Here is a 22,274-nt window from a genome sequence, read left to right as displayed (position 1 = left end):
CTTGTGGGTGCCACCAAACCCGTGCCACACCCACTAAAAAAAAGGGCCCTTCCGGGCCCCTTTTTTTAACTACCTTCGCGCGACATGCGGCGGCGATCCTGATCGGTCAGATAACGTTTGCGCAAGCGTATCGACTTGGGGGTCACTTCGACCAGCTCATCGTCCGTAATGAATTCCACCGCATACTCCAGCGTAATGCGTATCGGCGGAACCAGGTCAATATGCTCGTCCTTGCCCGAAGCGCGCACGTTGGTGAGCTTTTTCTCTTTGATCGGATTGACGACCAGATCGTTTTCACGGCTGTGTATCCCGATAATCATGCCCTCGTACAAGGGCTCGCCGGGCGACACAAACATGCGGCCGCGATCCTGCAGCTTCCAAAGCGCGTAGGCGACGGCCGCGCCGTCATCCTGGCTGATCAGCACACCGTTGCGGCGCTCGCCGACCCCACCGTCGCGCACCGGCCCATATTCATCGAAAATATGGCTGTCCAGCCCCGTGCCGCGCGTCATGGTCAAGAACTCGTTATGAAAGCCGATCAAGCCGCGAGCCGGAATGCGATATTCCAGACGCGTACGGCCGCGGCCATCGGCCACCATGTCCTGCAAATCGCCCTTGCGCCGGCCCAGCTCTTCCATGACCGCGCCCTGGTGCCCGTCTTCCAGGTCGACCGTCAGCAATTCGTACGGCTCCATGCGCACGCCGTCCACTTCCTTGATCACCACGCGAGGGCGTGAAGCCGCCAGCTCGTAGCCTTCACGGCGCATGTTTTCAAGCAAGATAGTCAGATGCAGCTCACCGCGTCCCGACACTTCAAACACCGTGTCATCGTCGGTCTCTTTCACCCGCAAGGCCACATTGGACTTCAGTTCGCGATCAAGGCGGTCACGCAATTGGCGACTGGTGACGAACTTGCCTTCACGGCCAGCCAAGGGTGAGGTATTGACCATGAAGTTCATCGTCAATGTGGGCTCATCGATATGCAGCATGGGCAAAGGATCGGGATTGGCCGGATCCATCAAGGTGCAGCCTATGCCAATCTCCTCGATGCCATTGATGAGGACAATATCGCCGGCCTCGGCCTGATCGACGAGTTCGCGCTCCAGGCCCTTGAACTTAAGAACCTGATTGACGCGTCCTTTGATGATTTGGCTGTCGGGGCCGAACTGGATCACCACATCCTGCGCGGCGCGCAAGCGCCCGCGATTGATCCGGCCCACGCCGATCTTGCCCACATAGCTGCTGTAATCGAGCGAGATGATTTGCAGTTGCAAGGGACCATCGGCGTCGTCTTCGCGTTGCGGCACATACTTCAGTATGGAATCAAAGAGCGGACGCATATCGCCTTCACGCACATCTTCGGTCAAACCCGCATAGCCGGCCAGGCCCGACGCGTAAATCACGGGGAAATCCAGCTGCGCCTCGGTGGCGCCAAGCTTGTCGAACAAATCGAAGGTCGCATTGATAACAAAATCGGGGCGCGCACCCGGGCGATCCACCTTGTTCACGACGACGATGGGTTTCAGGCCCAAGGCCAGGGCCTTGCGCGTCACAAAACGGGTTTGAGGCATGGGGCCTTCAACCGCATCGACCAGGAGCAGCACGCCATCGACCATCGACAGAACCCGCTCGACTTCGCCGCCGAAGTCGGCGTGTCCCGGGGTGTCGACGATATTGATATGTGTGCCTTCGTATTCGACCGCACAATTCTTCGCAAGAATGGTAATTCCGCGCTCGCGCTCGATATCGCCTGAATCCATGACCCGTTCGGCCATTTGCTGGTTATCGCGAAATGTGCCGGATTGACGTAACAACTGATCGACCAGGGTCGTTTTACCGTGATCGACGTGGGCGATAATCGCCACATTGCGCAAAGCGCGATTCATAATTCTTCCTTTTGTGTAAGGGTTGCAGGCAACAAGCCGGCAGGTAAGGCATTGAGTGCAATTAAGGTGGTCTGAGGCTCTGGCATGGTCTGCAGGGTTTCAAGCCCGATGGCGTCACGAAGCAAAAACGGCCCCACTTGTGTGCGCCGCAATGCAGTCAGGTGGGCGCCGCAACCCAGCAGACGGCCAATATCCTGCGCCAGGGTTCGAATGTAAGTGCCTTTACTGCAATGAACCATGATTTCAGCCTGACGCCCGTTCAGGCTCAAGACTTCCAGCTTATGGATCGTAATCGTGCGCGCCGGACGATCCAGTTCAATTCCTTGGCGCGCATACTCGTATAAAGGCTTGCCGTCGCGCTTCAAGGCCGAATACATGGGCGGAACCTGCTCAATCTGGCCCCGGAAGCTCGCCACGGCCCGTTCCAGCTCGTCACTATCGACTCCCTGAAACGACTCGGGCGCCTGAAATACGATATGGCCCGTCAAATCACCCGTATCCGTCTCTTCGCCCAGGCCAAGCGTGGCGTGATAAACCTTGTCGGCATTGAGCATCGCCGCCGACAGCTTGGTGGCACGCCCCAGGCAACAGACCAGCAGGCCTGTTGCAAAGGGATCCAGAGTGCCCGTATGCCCGGCCTTGCGGGCATCCAGCGCGCGCTTGGCCCGCTGCAGCGCGTGGTTGCTCGACAAACCCTCGGGTTTGTCGAGCAACAAGACACCATCGAGCACCTGCCCGCGTCGGGAAACCATCGTTTATAGCCTGAGGAAAAAACGACAGCCCCTTTAGGGCCGTACGTCGGGATCTTCGAGATCCGAAGGAATGGAAGAATAGCTGATGGGCTGGTTCGCCCGATCAATCAGCCGGGACAGTTCGATACCACGCTCGAGCTGGCCATCATGTATGAAATGCAAGGTAGGAACGGTATGAATATGCAGCAGCTTGAACAGCAGGGAATGCAGCCAGCCGGCTTTTTCATTAAGGGTGGCGCTGGCCACTTCGGGTTCGGCCCCCATTACGGTGAAATGCACCTTGGCATGCGCGTAGTCGGCCGATAAATCCACTCCGGTCAACGTGATCAGTCCCGCACGCGAAACGTCAATTTCGCGCTGAATGAGTCCGGCCAGATCCTTCTGAATCTGGTCGGCCAGCCGCGTAATGCGGCCGGGATTGGGTTTGGACTTATGACGGCTCATGATGACAGGGTTCTGGCCACTTCTTTGATTTCAAAGATTTCAAGCTGGTCGCCGATCTGAATGTCGTTATTGCCCTTGAGGGTAATACCGCAATCGAAGCCCGACTTGACTTCCTTGACATCGTCCTTGAAGCGGCGCAGGGATTCGAGCCAGCCGCTCCAGTGCACGACATTGTCGCGCAGCAGGCGGACCTGCGAATCGCGACGCACCACACCGTCGGTCACCATGCAACCGGCAATACTGCCGATGCGCGAAATGGTGTAGACCTCGCGAATTTCGACCATGCCGATGACTTCTTCTTTCTTCTCGGGAGCCAGCATGCCCGACATGGCGTTACGCACATCATCGACCGCATCGTAAATGATGTTGTAGTAGCGCAGGTCTATGCCGTTGTGCTCGGCCAGCTTCTTCGCGCTTTGCTCGGCGCGCACGTTAAAGCCTATCACCACGGCGTTGGACGCAATGGCCAGGTTGATATCGCTCTCGGAAATCCCACCCACCGCGGCATGGACGACCCGCACACGCACTTCTTCAGTGGACAATTTAACCAGCGAAGACACCAGGGCTTCTTGCGAACCTTGAACATCGGTCTTCACGATCAGCTCAAGCGTTTGGACGCCTTCGCCCGCACCGTCGAACATCGACTCAAGCTTGGCCGCCTGCTGACGGGCCAGCTTCACGTCGCGGAATTTACCCTGACGGAACAAGGCAATTTCGCGAGCCTTGCGCTCGTCGGCCAGCGAGATCAATTCGTCGCCCGCGGCCGGCACTTCCGTAAGACCCTGGATTTCAACCGGGATCGACGGGCCGGCGCTATTGATCGGCTTGCCGTTTTCATTCAGCATGGCGCGCACCCGGCCAAAGCTCGCGCCGGCCAGAACCACATCGCCACGCGACAACGTGCCGCTCTGAACCAGAATAGTCGCCACCGGGCCGCGTCCTTTGTCCAGGCGCGCCTCGATCACGATCCCCTTGGCAGGCGCGTCGACTGCAGCTTTAAGCTCGAGCATTTCCGCCTGCAACAGGACGTTTTCCAGCAAAGCTTCAATACCTTCGCCTGTTTTGGCCGATACCGGCACAAAGGGCACATCACCACCGTATTCTTCGGGCACAACCTCTTCGGCAACCAGTTCTTGCTTGACACGGTCGGAATTGGCGCCCGGCTTGTCGATTTTGTTAATCGCCACCACCAGCGGAACACCCGCCGCCTTGGCATGGTGTATCGCTTCTTTGGTCTGCGGCATGACACCATCGTCGGCGGCCACCACCAGGATAACAATATCGGTTGCCTTGGCGCCGCGCGCACGCATCGCTGTAAACGCTTCATGGCCCGGAGTATCGAGGAATGTCACCATGCCGCGATTGGTCTTGACGTTGTAGGCGCCAATATGCTGAGTGATGCCGCCGGCTTCGCCGGAAGCCACTTTGGTGCGGCGTATATAGTCCAGCAAGGAAGTCTTGCCGTGATCCACGTGGCCCATTACGGTCACAACCGGCGCCCGCGGCAAGGACTCGACCTCGGCCTGCTCGCCTTCGTTCAGATCAAGGAAAGCTTCCGGATCATCCAGCTTCGCCGCAATCGCAACGTGGCCCAATTCCTCGACCACGATCATGGCCGTTTCCTGATCCAGCACCTGATTGATCGTCACCATCTGGCCAAGCTTCATCAGATGCTTGATCACCTCGGCGGCCTTGACCGACATTTTGTGAGCCAGATCGGCCACGGTAATGGTTTCGGGCACATGAACATCGCGGGCAATGAACTCGACCGCCTGCTGTTCCTGGCGCTCGGGTTGCGCATTTCTGTTGCGTCCGCCACGATTGCCGCCTTTACCGCCCTTGCCTCCAGGAGCGCGCCAGCCATCGCGGCTGGGAGTCGCCGCATCGCCCTTTTGCGCCGGCTTCTTGCGCGCGTTGTCATCCGTCCAGGAGGACGAAACCTCAGAAGCTTTAATCGTTTTCTTGACACCAGCGCCCGCCACACCCGGCTTGGCGTCTTTTTTGACTGCGGCCTTTGCACCAGCGGGTTTATGCAAGGTGCCCGACAGAGCAGCGGGATCCGGCTCGGGAGCCTTCAGTACCTTGCGCGGACGGCTCAACATCTCGCGCAGAGCGGCCGCTTCTGCTTCGGAGGCGCGACGCGCCTTGTCTCGGCCAAGATCGACAGCGTCGGTCACGGCTTTGGACGGAGCGCTGGCCTGGACAGGTTGAGCGGCGGTTTTTACATCAGCCTTGCCTTTACGCTTTTGGGCTGGCTTCACCTCAGTCAGTTCAGGCTCAGCATCGGCCACAGGCTCCTGGACGACAGGCTCAGCGTCTATCGGCGCTTCTGATTGATCGGAAGCAGCGGAAACCGTTGCAGGGGCTGCGGCCTCACCAACCGCTTCGCTCGCGGCGCTTTCAGCCGGCGTATCGGAAGCATCAACCGCAGTTGTGTGCGCCGCTTCATCGGCCGGCGCGACAGGAGAGCCGGCCGCTTCAACATGACTATCGGCGGCCACGCTTGCCTCGGCTTCAGGAGCCGAATCAACCGCAGCCGCAGGGGTTTGTACACCGATATTCTGAACGGTTGTATCCGGCTCGTCCACACTCGCCACCGGCGATTCGGGCAACACATCGGTATCGGCCGCAGCCGTTTTGTTCGCATCGGACGCCAGCTCGGAAGGATCGCGCTTGACGAATACACGTTTCTTGCGAACCTCGACCTGAATGGTGCGCGACCGGCCCGAACCATCGGCCTGCCGTATCTCAGAGGTTTGCCGACGCGTCAGGGTGATTTTCTTGCCCTCGGATCCGCCATGGGCGCGACGCAGGGAATCGAGCAGCCTCGTCTTGTCCGCGTCGGTGACGTCGTCATCAACCGATTTGAGCTCAACACCTGCCGAACGCAACTGCTCGAGCAGTACGTTTGCAGGCATTTTCAGTTCGACGGCGAACTGGGCGACGGTGTTACTCGACATTCCACTCTCTCTTACTTACTACAGCAATTTCAATAAATGCAGACAAGTTCTTTATGCCTCGCTGTCAAACCAATGGGCTCGGGCACGCATGATCATCTCGCTCGCGTGTTGCTCATCCAGCCCGGTAATTTCCGATAGCTCGTCAGTCGCCAGTTCGGCCAAATCGTCCAGGGTGTAAATCTTTTTGTCGGCCAGCTTGGCCGCCAACTCGGCGGTCATGCCTTCAGACTCAAGCAACTCCGGCGTCGTTTGCACCCGCTCTTCGTCGGCAATCGCCTCGGTGAGCAAGGCATTACGCGCACGCGTGCGCAACTCGTTGATCGTGTCCTCGTCGAATGCCTCGATTTCCAGCAGTTCCTGCATGGGCACATACGCGATTTCTTCGAGCCCGGTAAACCCTTCGTCGATCAGGATGTCGGCGACTTCTTCGTCGACATCCAGCTTGTCGATGAATGTGCGGCGCAACCCGGCGCGCTCTTCCTCTTGACGATTCTGGCTTTCCTCGGGCGTCATGATGTTGATCTGCCAGCCGGTAAGCTCGGAGGCAAGCCGGACATTTTGTCCACGCGCGCCAATGGCCTTGGGCAGGTTTTCGGCATCGACCACCACATCCATGGCGTGTTTGTCTTCATCGACCAAAATCGATTCAACATGCGCAGGCGCCAGCGCGCCTATGACAAATTCGGCGGGATCGTCGGCCCACAATACGATGTCGACCTGCTCGCCGCCCAACTCGTTGCGCACGGCGGTGACGCGCGAGCCACGCATGCCCACGCAAGTGCCGATAGGATCAATACGCTTATCGTAGGCAACTACAGCAATTTTGGCCCGAATGCCAGGGTCACGCGCGGCCGCCTTGATTTCCAGCAGCCCCTGCTCAATCTCGGGAACTTCATTTTCGAACAATTGCCGGATGAAATCCGAGGCCGTGCGCGACAAGATGACTTGCTGGCCGCGAGCGGTGTGATCCACCTTCAGGACCCAGGCGCGAATACGGTCGCCTACCCGCATATTTTCTTTCGGGATCATTTCGGTGCGCGGCAGACGAGCTTCTATCTTGCCGGTTTCGATGATGACATCGCCCTTATCCATGCGCTTGACGGTGCCCGATACGATGGGCTCGCCACGCTCGAGAAAATCGTTCAGGACCTGTTCACGCTCGGCATCGCGAATCCGCTGCAAAATCGCCTGCTTGGCGGCTTGCGCGCCTATGCGCCCGAACTCGATCGGCTCAAGAGGCTCTTCAATATACTGGTCAACCTGAATACCTGGCACACGCTCCTGCGCATCGGAATACATTTCCTGCTTGTCAGGCTCTTGCAAACCCGCATCGTCGGGAACGACCAGCCAGCGGCGAAAACCTTCGTGCTCGCCGCTGACGCGATCAATTGAAACGCGAATATCGGCGTCTTCCTTGAAGCGCTTTTTCATGGCCGAGGCCAAGGCGTTTTCAAGCGCATCGAACACCACGTCTCGCGCCACATTTTTTTCACGCGCCAGGGCGTCAACCAATAGAAGAATTTCGCGACTCATCGCTTTTTACCCTTGAAATCGAGAATGGGATCCAGTTTGGCACGATCGACATCGTCCAGAGTGAAACTGAGCATCTGGGCCTGGGCGGACTTGGCCTCAAGCTCGAGGCCGAAAACGGGAGCATCGGCTGCAACGGCATTATCGGGCACGCGCAACAGGCCTACATAGGTCTTGCGGTTATCAACCGCCTCGCGCAGCTTGACTTCAATGCGCTCGTTTGCAAAGCGTACAAAATCCGCCTTGGTTTTCAAGGGGCGGTCAACGCCGGGCGAACCCACTTCGAGACGCTTGTAGTCGATGTTCTCAACCTCGAACACTCGCGATAATTGCCTTGAAACCTGCTCGCAATCTTCAACCCGCACCCCATCAGGACGATCGATCGTCACCCGCAAAAGCCCAAGCGGCGCGCGTTCTATATCAACCAGCTCGATATCCGAACTGATGTCCGTACTGGTCAGTGCCTGAAGCGTCAAAGCGAAGATGTCTGCCATAAACTCAAAAAAAAATGGGCTGTACGCCCGATATTGCCCTGCTGCCGCGCTGCTGCTGCGCGGTTCTTGCGTCGCTGTCGCACGGTTGTTGCGCGGTTGCGTAACCCCCACTGCGCGAGCATACCGCCAGAAACGATAAAGAAGCGCAACTGTGAAGCCCACTATTCTAGCAGAAATTTACATAAATTCCTGCTATCTCACGAACTTACGCTGGAAAAGCAACATTTAAAGGTGCGGGTCTTCACAAGAGTGTGGTGGCACCCACAAGGGGTGCCGCTACAAAAACGCACCCGTTTGACCCACCTTACACAGCTACGGCCGGAAATTACGGCCCTTGCCGCCCATCACACCCAAATGCGATTCATGCGCCGAGGCGCCTCGCGGCTGCCAGTCGTCGCCGCGATTTGCCGCCGGTTTGCTACGTGCGCCGCCGGTGCGGGGCTTGGCCGATTTCGATTCTGTCGCACGCGGTGGACGGCCGCCCGCCTTTGCAGGGCGCGGACCCTGTGCCGGCCGATCTCCGGCCGGCCGGCCCGGGCGGTTCCCGGACGGGCGATTCCCCGCAGGGCGGCCTCCCGCCGGGCGATCTCCACCAATACGATTGCCATTGGCCGCCACAGCGCCTTCCGGACGCGGGCCGCGGGCCGGCCGCCCAGCGCCCTTGCGCCGCCCACCTTCGCCACTGCGCTTGCCTCCATCCGGGTGACCATTGGCCAGGCCGCCGCTGAACATCAAGCCGGTACCGTAGGGATCCGACGGGTAGCTCTCGTTGGCGTGGCCCTTGCCTATGCGCCCACCCGACAGCCTGCCACGGCGACTGACCTTGGCGCCATTCATACCGTTGCGTTCCATCGTGCCAAAGCCCGGAGGCAAGGCGCTATCGTGCGAATCGGGCTGCCGCGACTGGCCATCAAGGGCATCCATATCGTCAGAGTCTTCGTCGCGCAACAACCCTAATTGCACCATCAAAGCCGTCACCAGGGTCCCGTCGAGCTCCTCCCAACGGCCACGCCGCAAATTGCGCGGCAGAACAACCTCGCCAAAGCGGGTACGGATCAACCGGCTGACCGTCACCCCAACCGCTTCAAACATACGGCGCACTTCGCGATTGCGCCCTTCGGCCAACGTCACGCGATACCAGCGATTGCTGCCCTCGCCGCCCAGATATTCAAGCGACCCAAACTGCGCCATCCCATCGTCAAGAGGTATGCCTTCCACCAGGCTGGCCTGTTGCGCTTCGCCCAGTTCGCCAAGCACGCGCACGGCATACTCGCGCTCGGCGCCATAACGGGGATGCATCAGGCGGTTAGCCAGATCGCCCGACGTAGTCAGAATGAGCAGGCCTTCGGTATTCAGATCCAGACGCCCTACCGACAGCCACTTGCCAATGCGAATCTTCGGCAGACGGGCAAATACGGTAGCCCGGCCGTCGGGGTCATCATGGCTGACAATCTCGCCTGCCGGTTTATGATACAGAATGATGCGCGGCGGCTTTTTAGCATTGGCGCGGGCCACCGGGCGGCCGTTTACGCGTACCTGGTCATTGACACCGACACGCTGCCCTATGTGGGCGGGCTCGCCATTGACCGAAACGCGGCCAGCAACAATCAACTCTTCCATTTCCCGGCGCGACCCGACACCCGCTTCGGCAAGCACTTTATGCAGCTTGGGCATCAGCGCATCGCTGCCCAGATACTTGCTTAGACGCTGGGCCATCTTTTCCGATCGGTCCAGATAAGCCAACGCCTGATCGGCTTCTTTTTCATGACCGGGATTCTCGGCGCGCGGCGGGCGAGCGCGCGCCACACGAGGTCCGCGAGGCTTGGCCGGCACATCCGTTATAGGAGCAGCCACTTGCGTTGCGGCCTCTGGCGCGGGGGTTTCGCCCATCGCATCGCCACGCCTGCGGCGAAACGGAGTCCTGAGCTTTCGGCCTCGACCACGGGGAGCGGCCGGCTTTCCGTCCAACGCCACCTCAGGCGAGGCGCCGATGGCCGCCTCGGAAACATTACCCGATGCAGGCAAATCGCCCTCGAATGGTTTGCTGTCAGTCATTTCAGTCATTTTTGTATAAGAGATTCCGTAGATTCCGCATTAATCTGTGGGTCCGGTAAAGCCGGATCGTCGCCCACAGGGACTTGTTCGCCCATTTCAAGAGACAAGCCGGCTATGGCTGTCACTGCATCCTGTGTTTCAAGCTCAGGCAATTCATCGAGCGCCCGCAGACCCAGATCGTCCAGAAAAGCACGCGTAGTGCCAAACAAGGCAGGCCTGCCCGGCGCATCGCGATACCCCAGCGCCTCGATCCAGCCGCGCTCTTCAAGCGTCTTGACGATCTGTGAAGACACCGTTACCCCGCGTATATCTTCGATATCGCCGCGTGTAACAGGTTGACGCCACGCAATAATCGCCAGAGTTTCAAGCACTGCCCGCGAATAACGCGGTGGCTTTTCGGGATTGAGGCGATCGAGGAACCGCTGCATTTCGGGCCGGCTTTGAAACCGCCAGCCGCTGGCCAGGTCGACCAGGCCCAAACCTTTTTCCGCCCAATCAAGTTGCAAAACAGCCAGCAAACGTCGCAAATCGTCGTTCGAAATTTCTTCCGCTCCAAACAATTTTCGCAATTCCATCAGCGACATGGGCTGATCCGCGCATAAAAGCGCTGTTTCCAGTACACGAACGATCTCGGATTCAGTCATCAATCAACTCGCAGAGTCCATCTGCTATTTGCCATAAGTTTCAATAAAGGTTATTATCTTTTTCTTCAGACGCGGGGTGGAGCAGTCTGGCAGCTCGTCGGGCTCATAACCCGAAGGTCGTAGGTTCAAATCCTGCCCCCGCAACCAGTTTTATCGACAGGCCGTTTACTTTCTGTAAACGGCCTGTTTTTATTTGTGTCTAATTCGTTTGAGCGTACATTTGAGCGTTTACTTGGGTGTTTACCTGGGCAATTGCCTGAGCCCAGATCGCACCGCCCCAGCCCTTTTCGCGCGCCAAGTCTGACACGCACACCAGCAACGCGGTGCGCCGCGGGCAATGAGGTCAAAATCGGCAAATTTTTGTTGGAAAACACCAACACTGGGCGAATCATCATTTCAACTTTTTAAAACCAGCGCCGACTCCCGGGCTGAAAACTCTGCATTTAAGCATTGCTTTTGGGCATTGATCTTTGCACCCATGCGGCATCTGAAATACGCAAAGACCCCACGGTGCGCAGCTTGCACGCTCGTCGTCAACGCCACACGACCGCTTGCCATGCACGCGACGCCCAACCATCAGCGCCCAAAGAGCTTGAAAAAACTGAGAATTATTGCCGTCGCTGGACGAAACAGGCCCGGAAGTTTATCGAATCGCGCCCTGTTGTTTTATTGAAGAGCTTTAACATGGGCTGACGCTACGAACCGGGCAGCGGCATGCGTAATAAATACGCGATTGGCACCATTACACCACCACGAAAGCCATTGCGCAACCATCACATACACAATAAATCCCGCGCCTTGCGCTCAAACCCGGCCGGATCGCCGCCGCGCAAAATAAAAACCAGGGCCGAATCTCCGTCGGTGAGGCCCACGCCGGAGTCCGAATCCCCCATCCACGGCTCGATGGGGTACAACTGCTGGTGCACGCCATGCACGACACTAAAGGCCTTCTCGCCACGAAACCGAACCAGGCCTTTCATACGCAATAAATCGGCGCCGCCCAACGGCAGCAAGACACTCATGGCACGTAAAAAGGCGCCGCGGGCAAGCGGTACAAAACCCGACAAGGTCAGTACATGCACATCGGAATGCCGGCTTACCGCCGGGCCTGCAGCAGTCCATAGACCTCTTGCCGGCCGTGGGGTTCCGGCAAGCATGTTTTTATGCGCGGAACTGGCCGTCACCAGATCGGCCAGAGTGGGCCGGGCGTGTATGTCATACCGCGGCGCATCCGCATTTATCCGCGATACAGCCGCATCGAGAACGGTCCGCTCCGCCGCATCGGCCAGATCGGTTTTGCTGAATACGATGGCGTCAGCCAATGCCGCCTGCTGCAACGCCTCGGGATGCCGGGCCAATTGTTGCGCGCCATGCACGCTGTCGAACACCGTAATGCAACCATCGTACACATAGCGTTCACATAAAAACCGTTCATACTGCAAGGTATACATAATCGGAGCCGGGTCGGCCATACCCGTTGTCTCAATCAATACACGCGAAAGCGGCGCAATTTCCCTGTGCAATGACGCCATGAATAAATCTCGCAAAGTGTCGACCAGATCGCCCCGCACGCTGCAGCACACACAGCCGGACTCAAGCAATATCACATTTGAATGAACATGCCGGATAAGCCGATGGTCCATCCCCACCTCGCCAATCTCGTTGACGACGACGGCCATCCGGGCCGCCTCCGGTGCACTCAATACCCGGTTGAGCAGCGTGGTTTTCCCGCTCCCCAAAAACCCCGTCACTACCGTCACCGGAATGCGTTTATCCACGCCCATCGCACTTGCCATCCACAATCCGCCCTTAGACTAAAATCGGCCCATGACCCGCTTTTCCATTACCCGCAACCTAAAAGATATTAACGCTGATCAATGGAATCGATTGGCGGGCGGCCACCCTTTGCTGCGCATGGAGTTTTTGCTGGCTCTTGACGAAGCCCAATGCGCCGTGCCCGGCACCGGCTGGGCTCCGCACTACCTGCTTTTACACCGTGGGCAAACGTTGGCGGGAGCCATGCCTTTGTACCTGAAATCGCACTCGCGCGGCGAATACGTATTCGATGCCGTATGGGCCAACGCCTTCGCGCAACATCAGCTGGCCTATTACCCAAAACTGCTGGGGGCGGTACCGTTCACACCGGTACCGGGCCCGCGCTTACTGGCTGAAAACCATGCCGATCGCGTATTGCTGGCGCAGCAAGCCATCGCGCTGGCTCGGGAAAATAAAATTTCTTCGCTGCATATCCTGTTCCCCAGCCAGGGCGACTGCGCGGCGCTAAAGGAAGTGGGGTTCCTGTTTCGGGAAAACGTGCAATTTCACTGGTTCAATCAGGGCTACCGGCACTTCGACGAATTTCTGGCCAAAATGAGCCAGCCCAAACGCAAAAAAATCAAACAGGATCGCCGCAAGGTACTGGACGCAGGGGTGCGTTTCCGCTGGTTGCAGGGCAGGCAGATCGACGAAATCACGTTGAGATTCTTTTTCAAATGCTATAGCCATACCTATCTCGAGCACGGCAATGCTCCTTACCTGAACTACGATCTTTTTTCTCGGCTGCGCACGCAGATCCCCGATCAATTGGTCATTGTGCTGGCCGAACAACACGGCATTCCAGTGGCGTGCGCGTTAAGCCTGCGCAGCGACGATACGCTATACGGACGCTACTGGGGCAGCACGCAATTCATTTCCGGCCTGCATTTCGAAACCTGTTATGTACAGGCGATCGAGTTCTGCATCCAGCAGGGACTGGCCCGATTTGAAGGCGGCGCACAAGGTGAGCACAAGCTGTCGCGCGGCATGCTGCCGGTAAAAACCTGGTCAGCCCACTGGATCCGCGACACCCGCTATGCGCAGGCCATCGCTGACTTCCTGGACAGGGAAACACCCGCGGTAAGCGGCTACATCGACGAGTTGCGCGAACACAGCCCATTTAAAGAAAAAATGGACGGCCCCGAGTAATAGCTACCAGACGACGAAAAACAATACCCAGGAGGCGCAAAACGGTATCAGCCCAAGCGCCACAATACCCGTCGCCCACGCTCGCAACCAAATATGCGAACTGCGCAAGCCGGTCAAGCGCCACACCAGGCGCAAGCTCCACAGCAACGCCAGACCCAGCAGCGTAAAACGTACAACCGTCGCCCATCCAATAGGGACGCCTTCATGCTTGAGCAAGGTCAGCGTAGTGGCGGAGAGCCCCAGAAATACGCCCGCGCCGCCTGCCGGAATAAGGCCTTGCACCAGCTTGTGAAGGCTGTCGCGCCCCAGTCCAAACTCTTTGTGCCGTGCGGCGGCGCGCGGTAGCACAGGCTTGTCGGCCAAGGGCAAAAGACGATCGGCCAGCCACAAGGCCATATAAATGGGGCCGCCTACACACAAGGCTGCGCCCATGATAAAGACGAGAATGCCGGCGCCATCGAGCCAGGTGAAACTGTCGTTGACATCGGGATAATGGGTGAGGATGAACCAGGGCGCATTTTGCGCCAGCGGCCAATAGATATCATGATTGACCAGCCAAGTGGCGCTGGCCTGTTTGATCGTCACGAACCAAGGGCTCGCACTCCACAAAAAGGCGCCTACCGCCAGGCCCATCAGGCCAAACACGATAAGCGCCGTTTGCCACTTGTCGCCGGTCGCAATGTCGACGATTTCGGTTTCGGGAGAACGCGGGGTCAATGCAATAGCGCCACGGTAATCGCTGCAGCGCCCGCACATATGACAATCGCCCGACCCTTTCATGTGGCGCAGCGGCACGAGCGGCGCACAATTGATCGAAGCCGTACGGCGTACCGGATTGCGCCATGCGTCTTCATCGACCTTGTAGTGCCAGGGCGCGAGCTTGGCCAGCAGATTGAATACCCCATTGACGGGGCACAAATACTTGCACCAGACCCGTTTATTGCGACCATATAACCAACCCACTACGATCGCGCCGGCGGTCGACCCGCCCAGCACCGCCAGTACGGCCCAGGGGTATTGATAAACACTGACCAACTGGCCGTAGACTGTCGTCAGGGTAAAGGCCACAAACGGCCAGCCGCCCCACCGCATCCACTTCGGTATGGCCCGGCCGCGGCCATGCTCGCTGGCCCACTCCGTTAGCATGCCTTCAGGACAGAACAAGCCACACCAGGCTCGACCGACCAGAGGCATGGAAACCAGTACAAACGGCCACCAGACGCCCCAGAACGCAAACTGCGCGAAGACGGTCAGGTTATTGAATACGGAGGCGGTGCGGCCGGGCAAAGGCAAGACCGCCGGGACAATCAGCAAAAACAGGTATACAGCGACAATCGCCCACTGCACCTTGCGCAACAAGGGCGCATGGTCGCGCAAAGCGTCGGCAAATTTCGTCGTAGCCCGACGCAGCACCGTAGGCATGGGGAAACTCTGCTAAACGGCTGCGGCGGACAAACGCGACGGGCCCTGCGCCCGAACATCGGCGCGCTTGAGCAAATAGTAAACGGCCACCCAGTATCCTATCCAGATCAATAATTGCGACAGCGCCGGATAAGCGCGATAGCCCGCGAAATGAGCCAGGACCGAGCCCAGACCTTTATTGGCGTCGAGCAACCACGAGCTGTCCCATACCGGATCCATCAGCGTGGGCAAGACCCCTAGTGAAATCAGATGATCCAGGCCACCCACCAGCAGAGAACTGGCCAGCAGCAGCAAAAGGATTTCCGTCAGTTTGAAAAACCGGCGCCAGGTAATGATGCGTCCGCCAAGCTGCAAGATGCCAAAGGTGGCAAGCGCCGCAGCAAAGCCCAGGACTCCAGCCAGAGCCAGACGCCACACGGATCCCGTTGCATCGCCCGCCGATATCGTGCCATACAGAAACACCACGGCCTCGCTGCCTTCGCGCGCCACCGCGCACATGACCAGAATCAGCAAGCCCCACCAGTTGTCGCTACCGACCTGAGTCTGCGCGCCGCCTTCCAGCTGCTTTTTCAGGGTGCGTCCGTGATGCCTCATCCAGATCACCATCTGGACAACCAGGCCGCACGCCACCAGGGCCATGCCGGTTTGGAACCACTCCTGGCCATCGCTCGACAACCAGGAAGCAACCCCCAGTAAAACCAGAGCCAGCGCTACGGCCAGCGCCAAGCCAGCCGCTACGCCCCCCCACAACCAGGGCAAGCCGCGGCGTCCGTCAGAGCTTTGACGCAACCAGGCATACAAAATGCCCACCACCAACAGGGCTTCCACACTTTCACGCCAGACGATGAAGGCTATTTGTTCCATGATGCAATACCTAGGCTACTTTTTCTCTGTCACGACCAGAACACCCTTGACGTTTTGATGGAAGTCGTCAAAGAAGGGGTATTCGCCCGGCCGCGAGATCGTTATGACAACAGACGAGCTGACTCCCGGGCCCAGCACTTTTTCCTTGCGTAAAGGCAGGCTTTCAAATTCGACCGGCTCTTTGCTTTCGTTGACCAGCACCAGCTTGAATTTTCCGGCGGGAACCGTCGGGCGCACCGGCTCGAACGTGCCGCCCTGCTTGAAGGTGAGCGTGAGCACCGGCATTTGATCCGCCCGCGCCATGCCGGCCACGCCGAACATCAGGCACAGCGCCATCAACGACACCGCCCAAAGCCGGCGTGCGCCTGCCAGCGTCCCTTTTTCCTCGAACGGCCTGTTCAATGTGTTCGTCCGCATGATGATCAATAACCGCCTTTCTTGCCCGTTCCGGCATACACGAATTCATAGTTCAGCTCGAACGTCTTGAACCAGGGCGCCACGCCGGTTTCTTTATCCACATGACGGCCAAAATGATTCATTTTGTTGGCCGTAGGCGGCGCAATGGTGAAAGACAATTTATATTTGCCCGGACCTTCCAGCTTGACGTTGTCGCCGTAATGCGGGCCATCGTTGGCCACCATGGGCATTAAATCGCCTTTCAACACCTTATCGCTGCCGTTCTTCTGCAGCGTATATTGAATCACCAGATACGGAGCCCAAGCCCCTTCGGGCAAACCGTTTTTGTTATCCGCCGTGGCGTGGATATCGGCCTCGAGGTGAATATCGGAAAGTTTGGCTTCGCGCATCATGCCGGCGGGTTCCATTTCAACCGGCTGCAAATATACCGCGCCAATTTCCAGGCCATTCAATTCCGCAGGCTTGCCAATAGGATATTCGGCCGACCAGGCCGATACTGCCAACCCCATACCTACTGCAACTGCCAACCACTGCTTTACCATGCTTGTTGCTCCGTTCGATTGCTGCGGGAAATAAGATAAAACGCCCGTTTGCGCCTACGCCGATTCCGATGGTCCATAAAATTTCGAGAATCGCTTTGGAACACTAAACACAAACAAGATTCGTTCTCATTACTTTAACATGAGAAATCTGACGGATACTTGAATTTTTTATTTATTGCCGCTTTGGCTGAAAGGAAGGAAGATAAATACACCCGGATTGTAAAAAGAATTGGCCTGAACCCCCCGCGCCATATACATGTCAGGCTATAATGTGCGCCAGTGTAGTGCAGTCGTTTGCTCACCACACCTGAGCAGGCCGAAGTGGGATTTGCCCGCAATTTGCCACATGCAGGCTGCCCAATAAAACAAACTTTGACCTATTTTCTTGAGCGGCTCTCGGTCCGTTCGGGGTTCAGGATTTACGAATGAGAAAACGTGCACCTGCACGCCAGTCGGTCATTACGTCCGGCAGCCTTGACACAGTACCTATCGCACCGGCGTTGGACGCCGCCATGGACGACGCGCGGATCACGCGCGGGCCGACCAGGCTGAGCCGTCGAGTGCTCTGGATTAGCCTGCTGGCCATCGTGCTGGGCGTCCTCGCAGCGGAAATCGCCCAACTGCTGATGTTCATGATCAACCTCATCACGGACGTCACTTTCTACGGACGCGTATCGGACGTGATCGGCTCTTCGGCCGGCAAGCACGTCGGCTCCTTCGTATTGTCGCCTGCCGACAACCACTTGGGGCTATGGGTGATCCTGATGCCCGCAATCGGCGGCTTGATCGCAGGCGTCATGGCTCGCTGGGGCTCCCGCGCGATCCAGGGCCACGGCATTCCCGAAGCCATGGAACAGATACTCCAAAACGAGTCGAACATTCCGCCCCGGGTTACCTGGCTGAAGCCGGTTTCCTCGGCGTTTGCCATCGGCACTGGCGGCCCATTCGGTGCAGAGGGCCCGATCATCTCCACGGGTGGCGCACTGGGCTCGCTGATCGGCCAGCTTCTTGCGGTCACCGCCACGGAGCGCAAGACCCTGTTGGCCGCCGGCGCCGCCGCCGGCATGGCGGCGGTATTCGGTGCGCCGGTGTCTGCGCTGGTCATGGCGATAGAGTTGCTGCTGTTCGAACTGCGCCCGCGCTCACTGATTCCTGTTGCGCTTGCCTGTGTCACCGCGACCGGCGTGCGCTATGCCACCTACGGTTCCGGCGCGGTCTTCACCATGCCTACGGTAACCCAGCCGGGCGGCTGGGCCCTGGCCAGCTATATCTTGCTCGGCGCAGTGGTCGGACTGCTCAGTATAGGGGTCACCAAAGCCGTGTACGGCGTCGAGGACGCTTTCGAAAAACTGCCGTTCCACTGGATGTGGTGGCCGGCTATCGGCGGGCTCGTGGCCGGAGTGGTCGGCTGGATCGAGCCACGCACGATGGGTGTCGGCTATGACAACATCGACGCGATCGTGTCAGGCAGCTTCGGGGTCCAGATGCTGATCACGATATGCGTACTGAAATTCATTGCCTGGGTGGTCGCGCTGGGCAGCGGCACATCCGGCGGCACGCTGGCGCCGTTATTCATTATTGGCGGCTCCTTCGGCGCGCTGTTCGGCATCGGCCTGGGTCACATCCTGCCCGAATTCGGCATCGACCCGCGCATCGCCGCGCTGGTCGGCATGGCTGCGATCTTCGCAGGCTCATCCCGCGCACTGCTGACAGCCATTGTGTTCGCATTCGAGACAACGAGACAACCGGCTGCCCTGCTGCCGCTGTTGGCCGGCTGCACCGCCGCCTACATGATCTCCGCCCTCATCATGCGCAATACCATCATGACCGAAAAGATCGTGCGCCGCGGCGTGCGCGTACCGCTGGAATACAGCGTCGATTTCCTTCAGCAACTGACGGTCGGTCAGGTATACAACCGCAGCGTGGTGACACTCAACGCCGAGGACACGTTAGCGCAGATTCAGCAGTGGATGCAGTTGGGTGGCCCCGACACGCGTCACCACGGCTATCCCGTCGTCAGCAACGAGGGCACCGTCAATGGCGTACTGACCGTGCGCGACCTGCTCAACCCAAGAACCCCACTGGCGACCCCGCTCAGTCAACTGGTGCAACGGCCTCCAGTAGCCGTCAGTGAGGATTCCTCTTTGCGTGAAGCCTCCGATCTCATGGTCAATGCCAGCGTCGGTCGGTTAATCGTGATGAGCCGCACCCAACCGCCTCGGCTGCTCGGCATCCTGACCCGTGGCGACTTGATCAGTGCCCACGCCCGCCGTCTGCACGAAAGCAGTGACGCCCGCCGGCAACTGCGCTTCGACCTGCGACACCCCCTAAGGCCCTTACGACGGATACGGCAGAGGCGGCCGCGACGGTCGCGAACGGCGTCCTGATTGGCGCTGAACCTTCGCCACTGCACCTGCATCAATCCCGGACGCGCCGCACATTGCGGCGCGAATGTCGCGCGGCGCTTCGTTAATGGCAGCTTCGACCGGGGCCCGGAATGCAGTGCGAGGCAGGCAATTGCACCCCGCCATTGATAATTTGCAAAGGCGTTGAAAGCGGTAAACCCAGCCCGCCGCGTTCAAACCACATCGTCTGATAAGACGGCCCAGCGCTCTGTTGCAAAGCGGCAACAGTATTGACGGCGGAGGCCGGCACCACTGGGCCTACAGAAGCTGCAGGCTGAACCGTCAGCGCCGTCGCGTTGCCAGGCGCTTGCGCAAAGAGATAGTTGCTTGCCGCCAGGCCACTGCCATTAATGGCATAGACGCCGGCCAGGCTATTGGCGGTTGCAGGGCTCGTCCACGCCAATGTTCCGGTGGTCGCCGCCGCAAGTGTATCGCCGCCCACCAGACCGCTGACAGTTCCGCTCAAACCCAAAGGGGTTTTTCCAACCACGGACTGAGCAGCCGCTGCCTGGTAAATCAGGGTTGCCGGCGTAATGTCGGCCGTGGTCGCTGCGGTCGCGTTGGTAAGGCTGTAGTTGCCGGCGTCGACACCGGAGGCCGAAATGCCGCTCACGGATACGGCCTTGGCCGCGCCCGCGTTTTTGTCGGCAAAGCGGCCGTCGCCGCTAAAAGTGATGGCATCGCCCGACACCACTCCCGCACTGGCCAGCGTCACCGCATCGATCGTTGTACCGTCATACACCTTGTTCGCACCCGCCGCATCGACAGTAATGGCCTTGGCTGTAATGGTACCCACAGCCCCGGGTACGGGTGCACTCGCCTGATATCCATACACTGCAGCCGAACCATCGGCGAAGGTATATGTTGGGCCAAGGCTGGTCACTGTCTTGCCCACGCCCACATTCTTGGTATCGAACGTCGCAGTACCAGGACTCGCCACAACGGCCGTGTCGCCATCCACCATTCCGCTCGGTGCCGCATAATTGGACGCCGTCAGTGTGGCGGCGGTCGTCCCGTCGTAGATTTTCCCAACCACGCCGGTTAACGTTGTGGTCAGTGTGGGCGCAAGCGTATACAGAAAACCGTTGCCTGTACTCTGTGCGACGGGCGTCGTGCCATTGACGGCGTTGTACTGCTTGAAACTGTAGGCTAGGCCACCACGTGTATCTGCCGATGGGTTCTGCGACCACACCAGCCAGCGACCGCCGCCACTGACCGACAACGCGTTGCTGGCGGCGTTGTTATTAACAAATGCTGCGCCGGCGGCTAAAGTCAGCGCATCTCCTGTGCCGGAGGCGGTGATCTTGCTTCCAGAAGGTAGTGTCAGACTATGCCCGGCCAAGGTGCTGATATTGACAATGCCGCCAGCGTTAACATCCGTTGCCGCAATGGTCAGGTCAGCGTTGTTAACCAATGTGAAATTGCCACTACTACCATTCAGCCCCACCGCTCCGGTAAATTGATTGCCGACATTATTCAGCACGACAGCCCCGCCACCCGTATTGAAACTGCTTGTGCCCGCCACATTCAATGCGCCGCTCTCACTCAGAGACCCTCCATTGCTGGTGGCAATCAGGTTGCCCGTCACCGTTCCGTGGCCCAGATTCAACGCACCCGTGCTGGTTGCGGTCAACGCTCCCGTAGCCAGCGTGCCTAGCGTGAGCGCATTCGCATCGGTGATCTGCGTGGTGGTGCCCGTCAGATCAACCGCGCCGGTGAAGTCATTACCCGCCTTGGTGAGCGTCAACACACCCGCTCCCGCATTGAAACTGGCCGTACCCGCTCCCACTGCCTGCGTGATCCCGCCCGTTTGCGTGATCCCCGTGCCGCTCACCGTGAGGGTGCCGCTACCCACCGAGGACGTGCCCAGCGACAGCGCATTGGTGTTGTTTGATAGCGCAATGTCGTTGCCCCCACTATTGGTCAGACCCACCGCGCCGGTAAAGGCATTGCCTGTGTTGGTCAGCGTAATGGCGCCAGCTCCCGCATCAAAATTGGCCGCACCTGCTCCCGCTGCCTGCGTGATCGCGCCCGTTTGCGTAATCCCTGTACCGCTCACCGTGAGGGTGCCGCTACCCACCGAAGACGCGCCCAGCAACAGCGCGTTGGCGCCGTTCGATAGCGCAACGTCGTTGCCCATACTATTGGTCAGGCTCACCGCGCCGGTAAAGGTATTGCCCGCGTTGGTCAGTGTAATGGCGCCGGCTCCCGCGTTGATGCCGCTCGTGCCCGTTACCGTTAGCGCGCCCGCCTGCGTGATGGCATTGTTAGTGCTCGTGGCGGTCAAGACGCCACCTACCGTGCCACCGCCCAGATTCAACGCACCCGCGCTGGTCGCGGTCAACGCTCCCGTGGTCAGCATGCCCAACGTCAGCGCGCTCTTGTCGGTAATCTGCGTCGTGCCACCCGTCAGACTCACGGCGCCTCTGAAATCGTTGTCCGTATCGGTGAGCGTCAACGCACCCGTACCGGCATTGAAGCTGGCCGCACCCGTTCCCGCCGTCTGTGTGATTGCACCTGTTTGCGTAATCCCTGTGCCGCTCACCGTCAGTGCACCCCGACCCACCGAAGACGTGCCCAGCAACAGCGCATTGGCGCCGTTCGATAGCGCAACGTCGTTGGCCCCACTATTGCTCAAACTCACCGCGCCGGTAAAGGTATTGCCCGCGTTGGTCAGCGTAATGGCGCCAGCTCCCGCGGTGAAACTGGCCGCACCGGCTCCCGCTGCCTGCGTGATCGCACCCGTTTGCGTAATCCCTGTGCCGCTCACCGCGAGGGTGCCGCTACCCACCGAGGACGTGCCCAGCGACAGCGCATTGGCGCCGTTCGATAGCGTCACCGCATTGGCCCCACTATTGGTCAGACTGACATCACCCGTGAACTTGTTGGCCTGAT

General features: G+C 58.9%; 15 protein-coding genes, 1 tRNA gene and 1 pseudogene. 3 read left to right on the top strand and 14 right to left on the bottom strand.

The genetic code is table 11. From position 1 onward, the window contains the following. Positions 1–65: 65 nt before the first annotated feature. From typA to scpB, 8 genes and pseudogenes are all read right to left on the bottom strand, one after another. Positions 66–1,886, bottom strand: coding sequence for a translational GTPase TypA (typA, locus tag EDC26_RS19465; protein WP_132586195.1), 1,821 nt, complete (start codon positions 1,884–1,886; stop codon positions 66–68). Then, a complete protein-coding gene (gene truB, locus EDC26_RS19460) occupies positions 1,883–2,638 on the bottom strand; it encodes a tRNA pseudouridine(55) synthase TruB (RefSeq protein WP_132586192.1) in 756 nt (251 codons plus the stop codon). The genes typA and truB overlap by 4 nt, the downstream gene beginning before the upstream one ends. A gap of 33 nt (positions 2,639–2,671) precedes the next feature. Further along, a complete protein-coding gene (rbfA, locus tag EDC26_RS19455) occupies positions 2,672–3,082 on the bottom strand; it encodes a 30S ribosome-binding factor RbfA (RefSeq protein WP_132586189.1) in 411 nt (136 codons plus the stop codon). Continuing rightward, on the bottom strand, positions 3,079–6,042 hold the full coding sequence (gene infB / locus EDC26_RS19450; RefSeq protein ID WP_132586186.1) for a translation initiation factor IF-2: 2,964 nt from the start codon (positions 6,040–6,042) through the stop codon (positions 3,079–3,081). Before infB ends, rbfA begins: the two co-directional genes overlap by 4 nt. A gap of 51 nt (positions 6,043–6,093) precedes the next feature. Continuing rightward, a complete protein-coding gene (nusA, locus tag EDC26_RS19445; protein ID WP_132586183.1) occupies positions 6,094–7,575 on the bottom strand; it encodes a transcription termination factor NusA in 1,482 nt (493 codons plus the stop codon). After that, on the bottom strand, positions 7,572–8,066 hold the full coding sequence (gene rimP / locus EDC26_RS19440) for a ribosome maturation factor RimP (protein WP_132586180.1): 495 nt from the start codon (positions 8,064–8,066) through the stop codon (positions 7,572–7,574). The genes nusA and rimP overlap by 4 nt, the downstream gene beginning before the upstream one ends. A 312-nt stretch (positions 8,067–8,378) precedes the next feature. Next, a complete protein-coding gene (locus EDC26_RS19435) occupies positions 8,379–10,121 on the bottom strand; it encodes a pseudouridine synthase (RefSeq protein WP_132586220.1) in 1,743 nt (580 codons plus the stop codon). A gap of 50 nt (positions 10,122–10,171) precedes the next feature. Then, positions 10,172–10,765 (bottom strand): annotated as a pseudogene (scpB, locus tag EDC26_RS19430) (SMC-Scp complex subunit ScpB); the annotation flags it as partial. Positions 10,766–10,835: 70 nt separating this feature from the next. Between scpB and EDC26_RS19425 the strand changes: the two are divergent. Next, positions 10,836–10,912: transfer RNA gene (locus EDC26_RS19425), tRNA-Met, on the top strand. Between the two features lie 626 nt (positions 10,913–11,538). Here the strand turns inward: EDC26_RS19425 and EDC26_RS19420 are convergent. Next, on the bottom strand, positions 11,539–12,561 hold the full coding sequence (locus EDC26_RS19420) for a CobW family GTP-binding protein (protein ID WP_243700990.1): 1,023 nt from the start codon (positions 12,559–12,561) through the stop codon (positions 11,539–11,541). Positions 12,562–12,592: 31 nt separating this feature from the next. On the opposite strand from EDC26_RS19420, the gene EDC26_RS19415 reads away from it, so the two are divergent. Beyond that, a complete protein-coding gene (locus tag EDC26_RS19415; RefSeq protein ID WP_132586174.1) occupies positions 12,593–13,729 on the top strand; it encodes a GNAT family N-acetyltransferase in 1,137 nt (378 codons plus the stop codon). Positions 13,730–13,732: 3 nt separating this feature from the next. On the opposite strand, the gene EDC26_RS19410 is transcribed toward EDC26_RS19415, so the two are convergent. The 4 genes from EDC26_RS19410 to EDC26_RS19395 all read right to left on the bottom strand — a co-directional run bounded on the left by EDC26_RS19410 (position 13,733) and on the right by EDC26_RS19395 (position 16,974). Then, positions 13,733–15,151: a 4Fe-4S binding protein gene (locus tag EDC26_RS19410; protein WP_132586171.1), complete on the bottom strand. Its 1,419-nt coding sequence runs from the start codon at positions 15,149–15,151 to the stop codon at positions 13,733–13,735. A 12-nt stretch (positions 15,152–15,163) separates the two neighbouring features. Then, positions 15,164–16,015, bottom strand: a complete 852-nt coding sequence (locus tag EDC26_RS19405; RefSeq protein WP_132586168.1) for an FTR1 family iron permease — start codon at positions 16,013–16,015, stop codon at positions 15,164–15,166. A 15-nt stretch (positions 16,016–16,030) separates the two neighbouring features. After that, positions 16,031–16,351 carry a cupredoxin domain-containing protein gene (locus EDC26_RS19400; RefSeq protein WP_243700991.1) on the bottom strand — a complete coding sequence of 107 codons (321 nt, stop codon included), beginning with the start codon at positions 16,349–16,351 and terminating at the stop codon, positions 16,031–16,033. A gap of 86 nt (positions 16,352–16,437) precedes the next feature. Further along, positions 16,438–16,974, bottom strand: a complete 537-nt coding sequence (locus EDC26_RS19395) for an iron transporter (protein WP_132586162.1) — start codon at positions 16,972–16,974, stop codon at positions 16,438–16,440. A 425-nt stretch (positions 16,975–17,399) separates the two neighbouring features. On the opposite strand from EDC26_RS19395, the gene EDC26_RS19390 reads away from it, so the two are divergent. After that, positions 17,400–19,361: a chloride channel protein gene (locus tag EDC26_RS19390; protein WP_132586159.1), complete on the top strand. Its 1,962-nt coding sequence runs from the start codon at positions 17,400–17,402 to the stop codon at positions 19,359–19,361. Positions 19,362–19,443: 82 nt separating this feature from the next. Here the strand turns inward: EDC26_RS19390 and EDC26_RS20190 are convergent. Next, on the bottom strand, positions 19,444–22,274 hold a 2,831-nt coding region (locus EDC26_RS20190), incomplete at its 5' end, for a beta strand repeat-containing protein (protein ID WP_165931075.1).

It is taken from the genome of Paralcaligenes ureilyticus, assembly GCF_004346225.1.
In the GTDB taxonomy this organism is placed as follows: domain Bacteria; phylum Pseudomonadota; class Gammaproteobacteria; order Burkholderiales; family Burkholderiaceae_B; genus Paralcaligenes; species Paralcaligenes ureilyticus.
The sequence above is the reverse complement of the archived record's forward strand: the minus strand, read 5'-3'. Positions and strand labels throughout refer to the sequence as shown.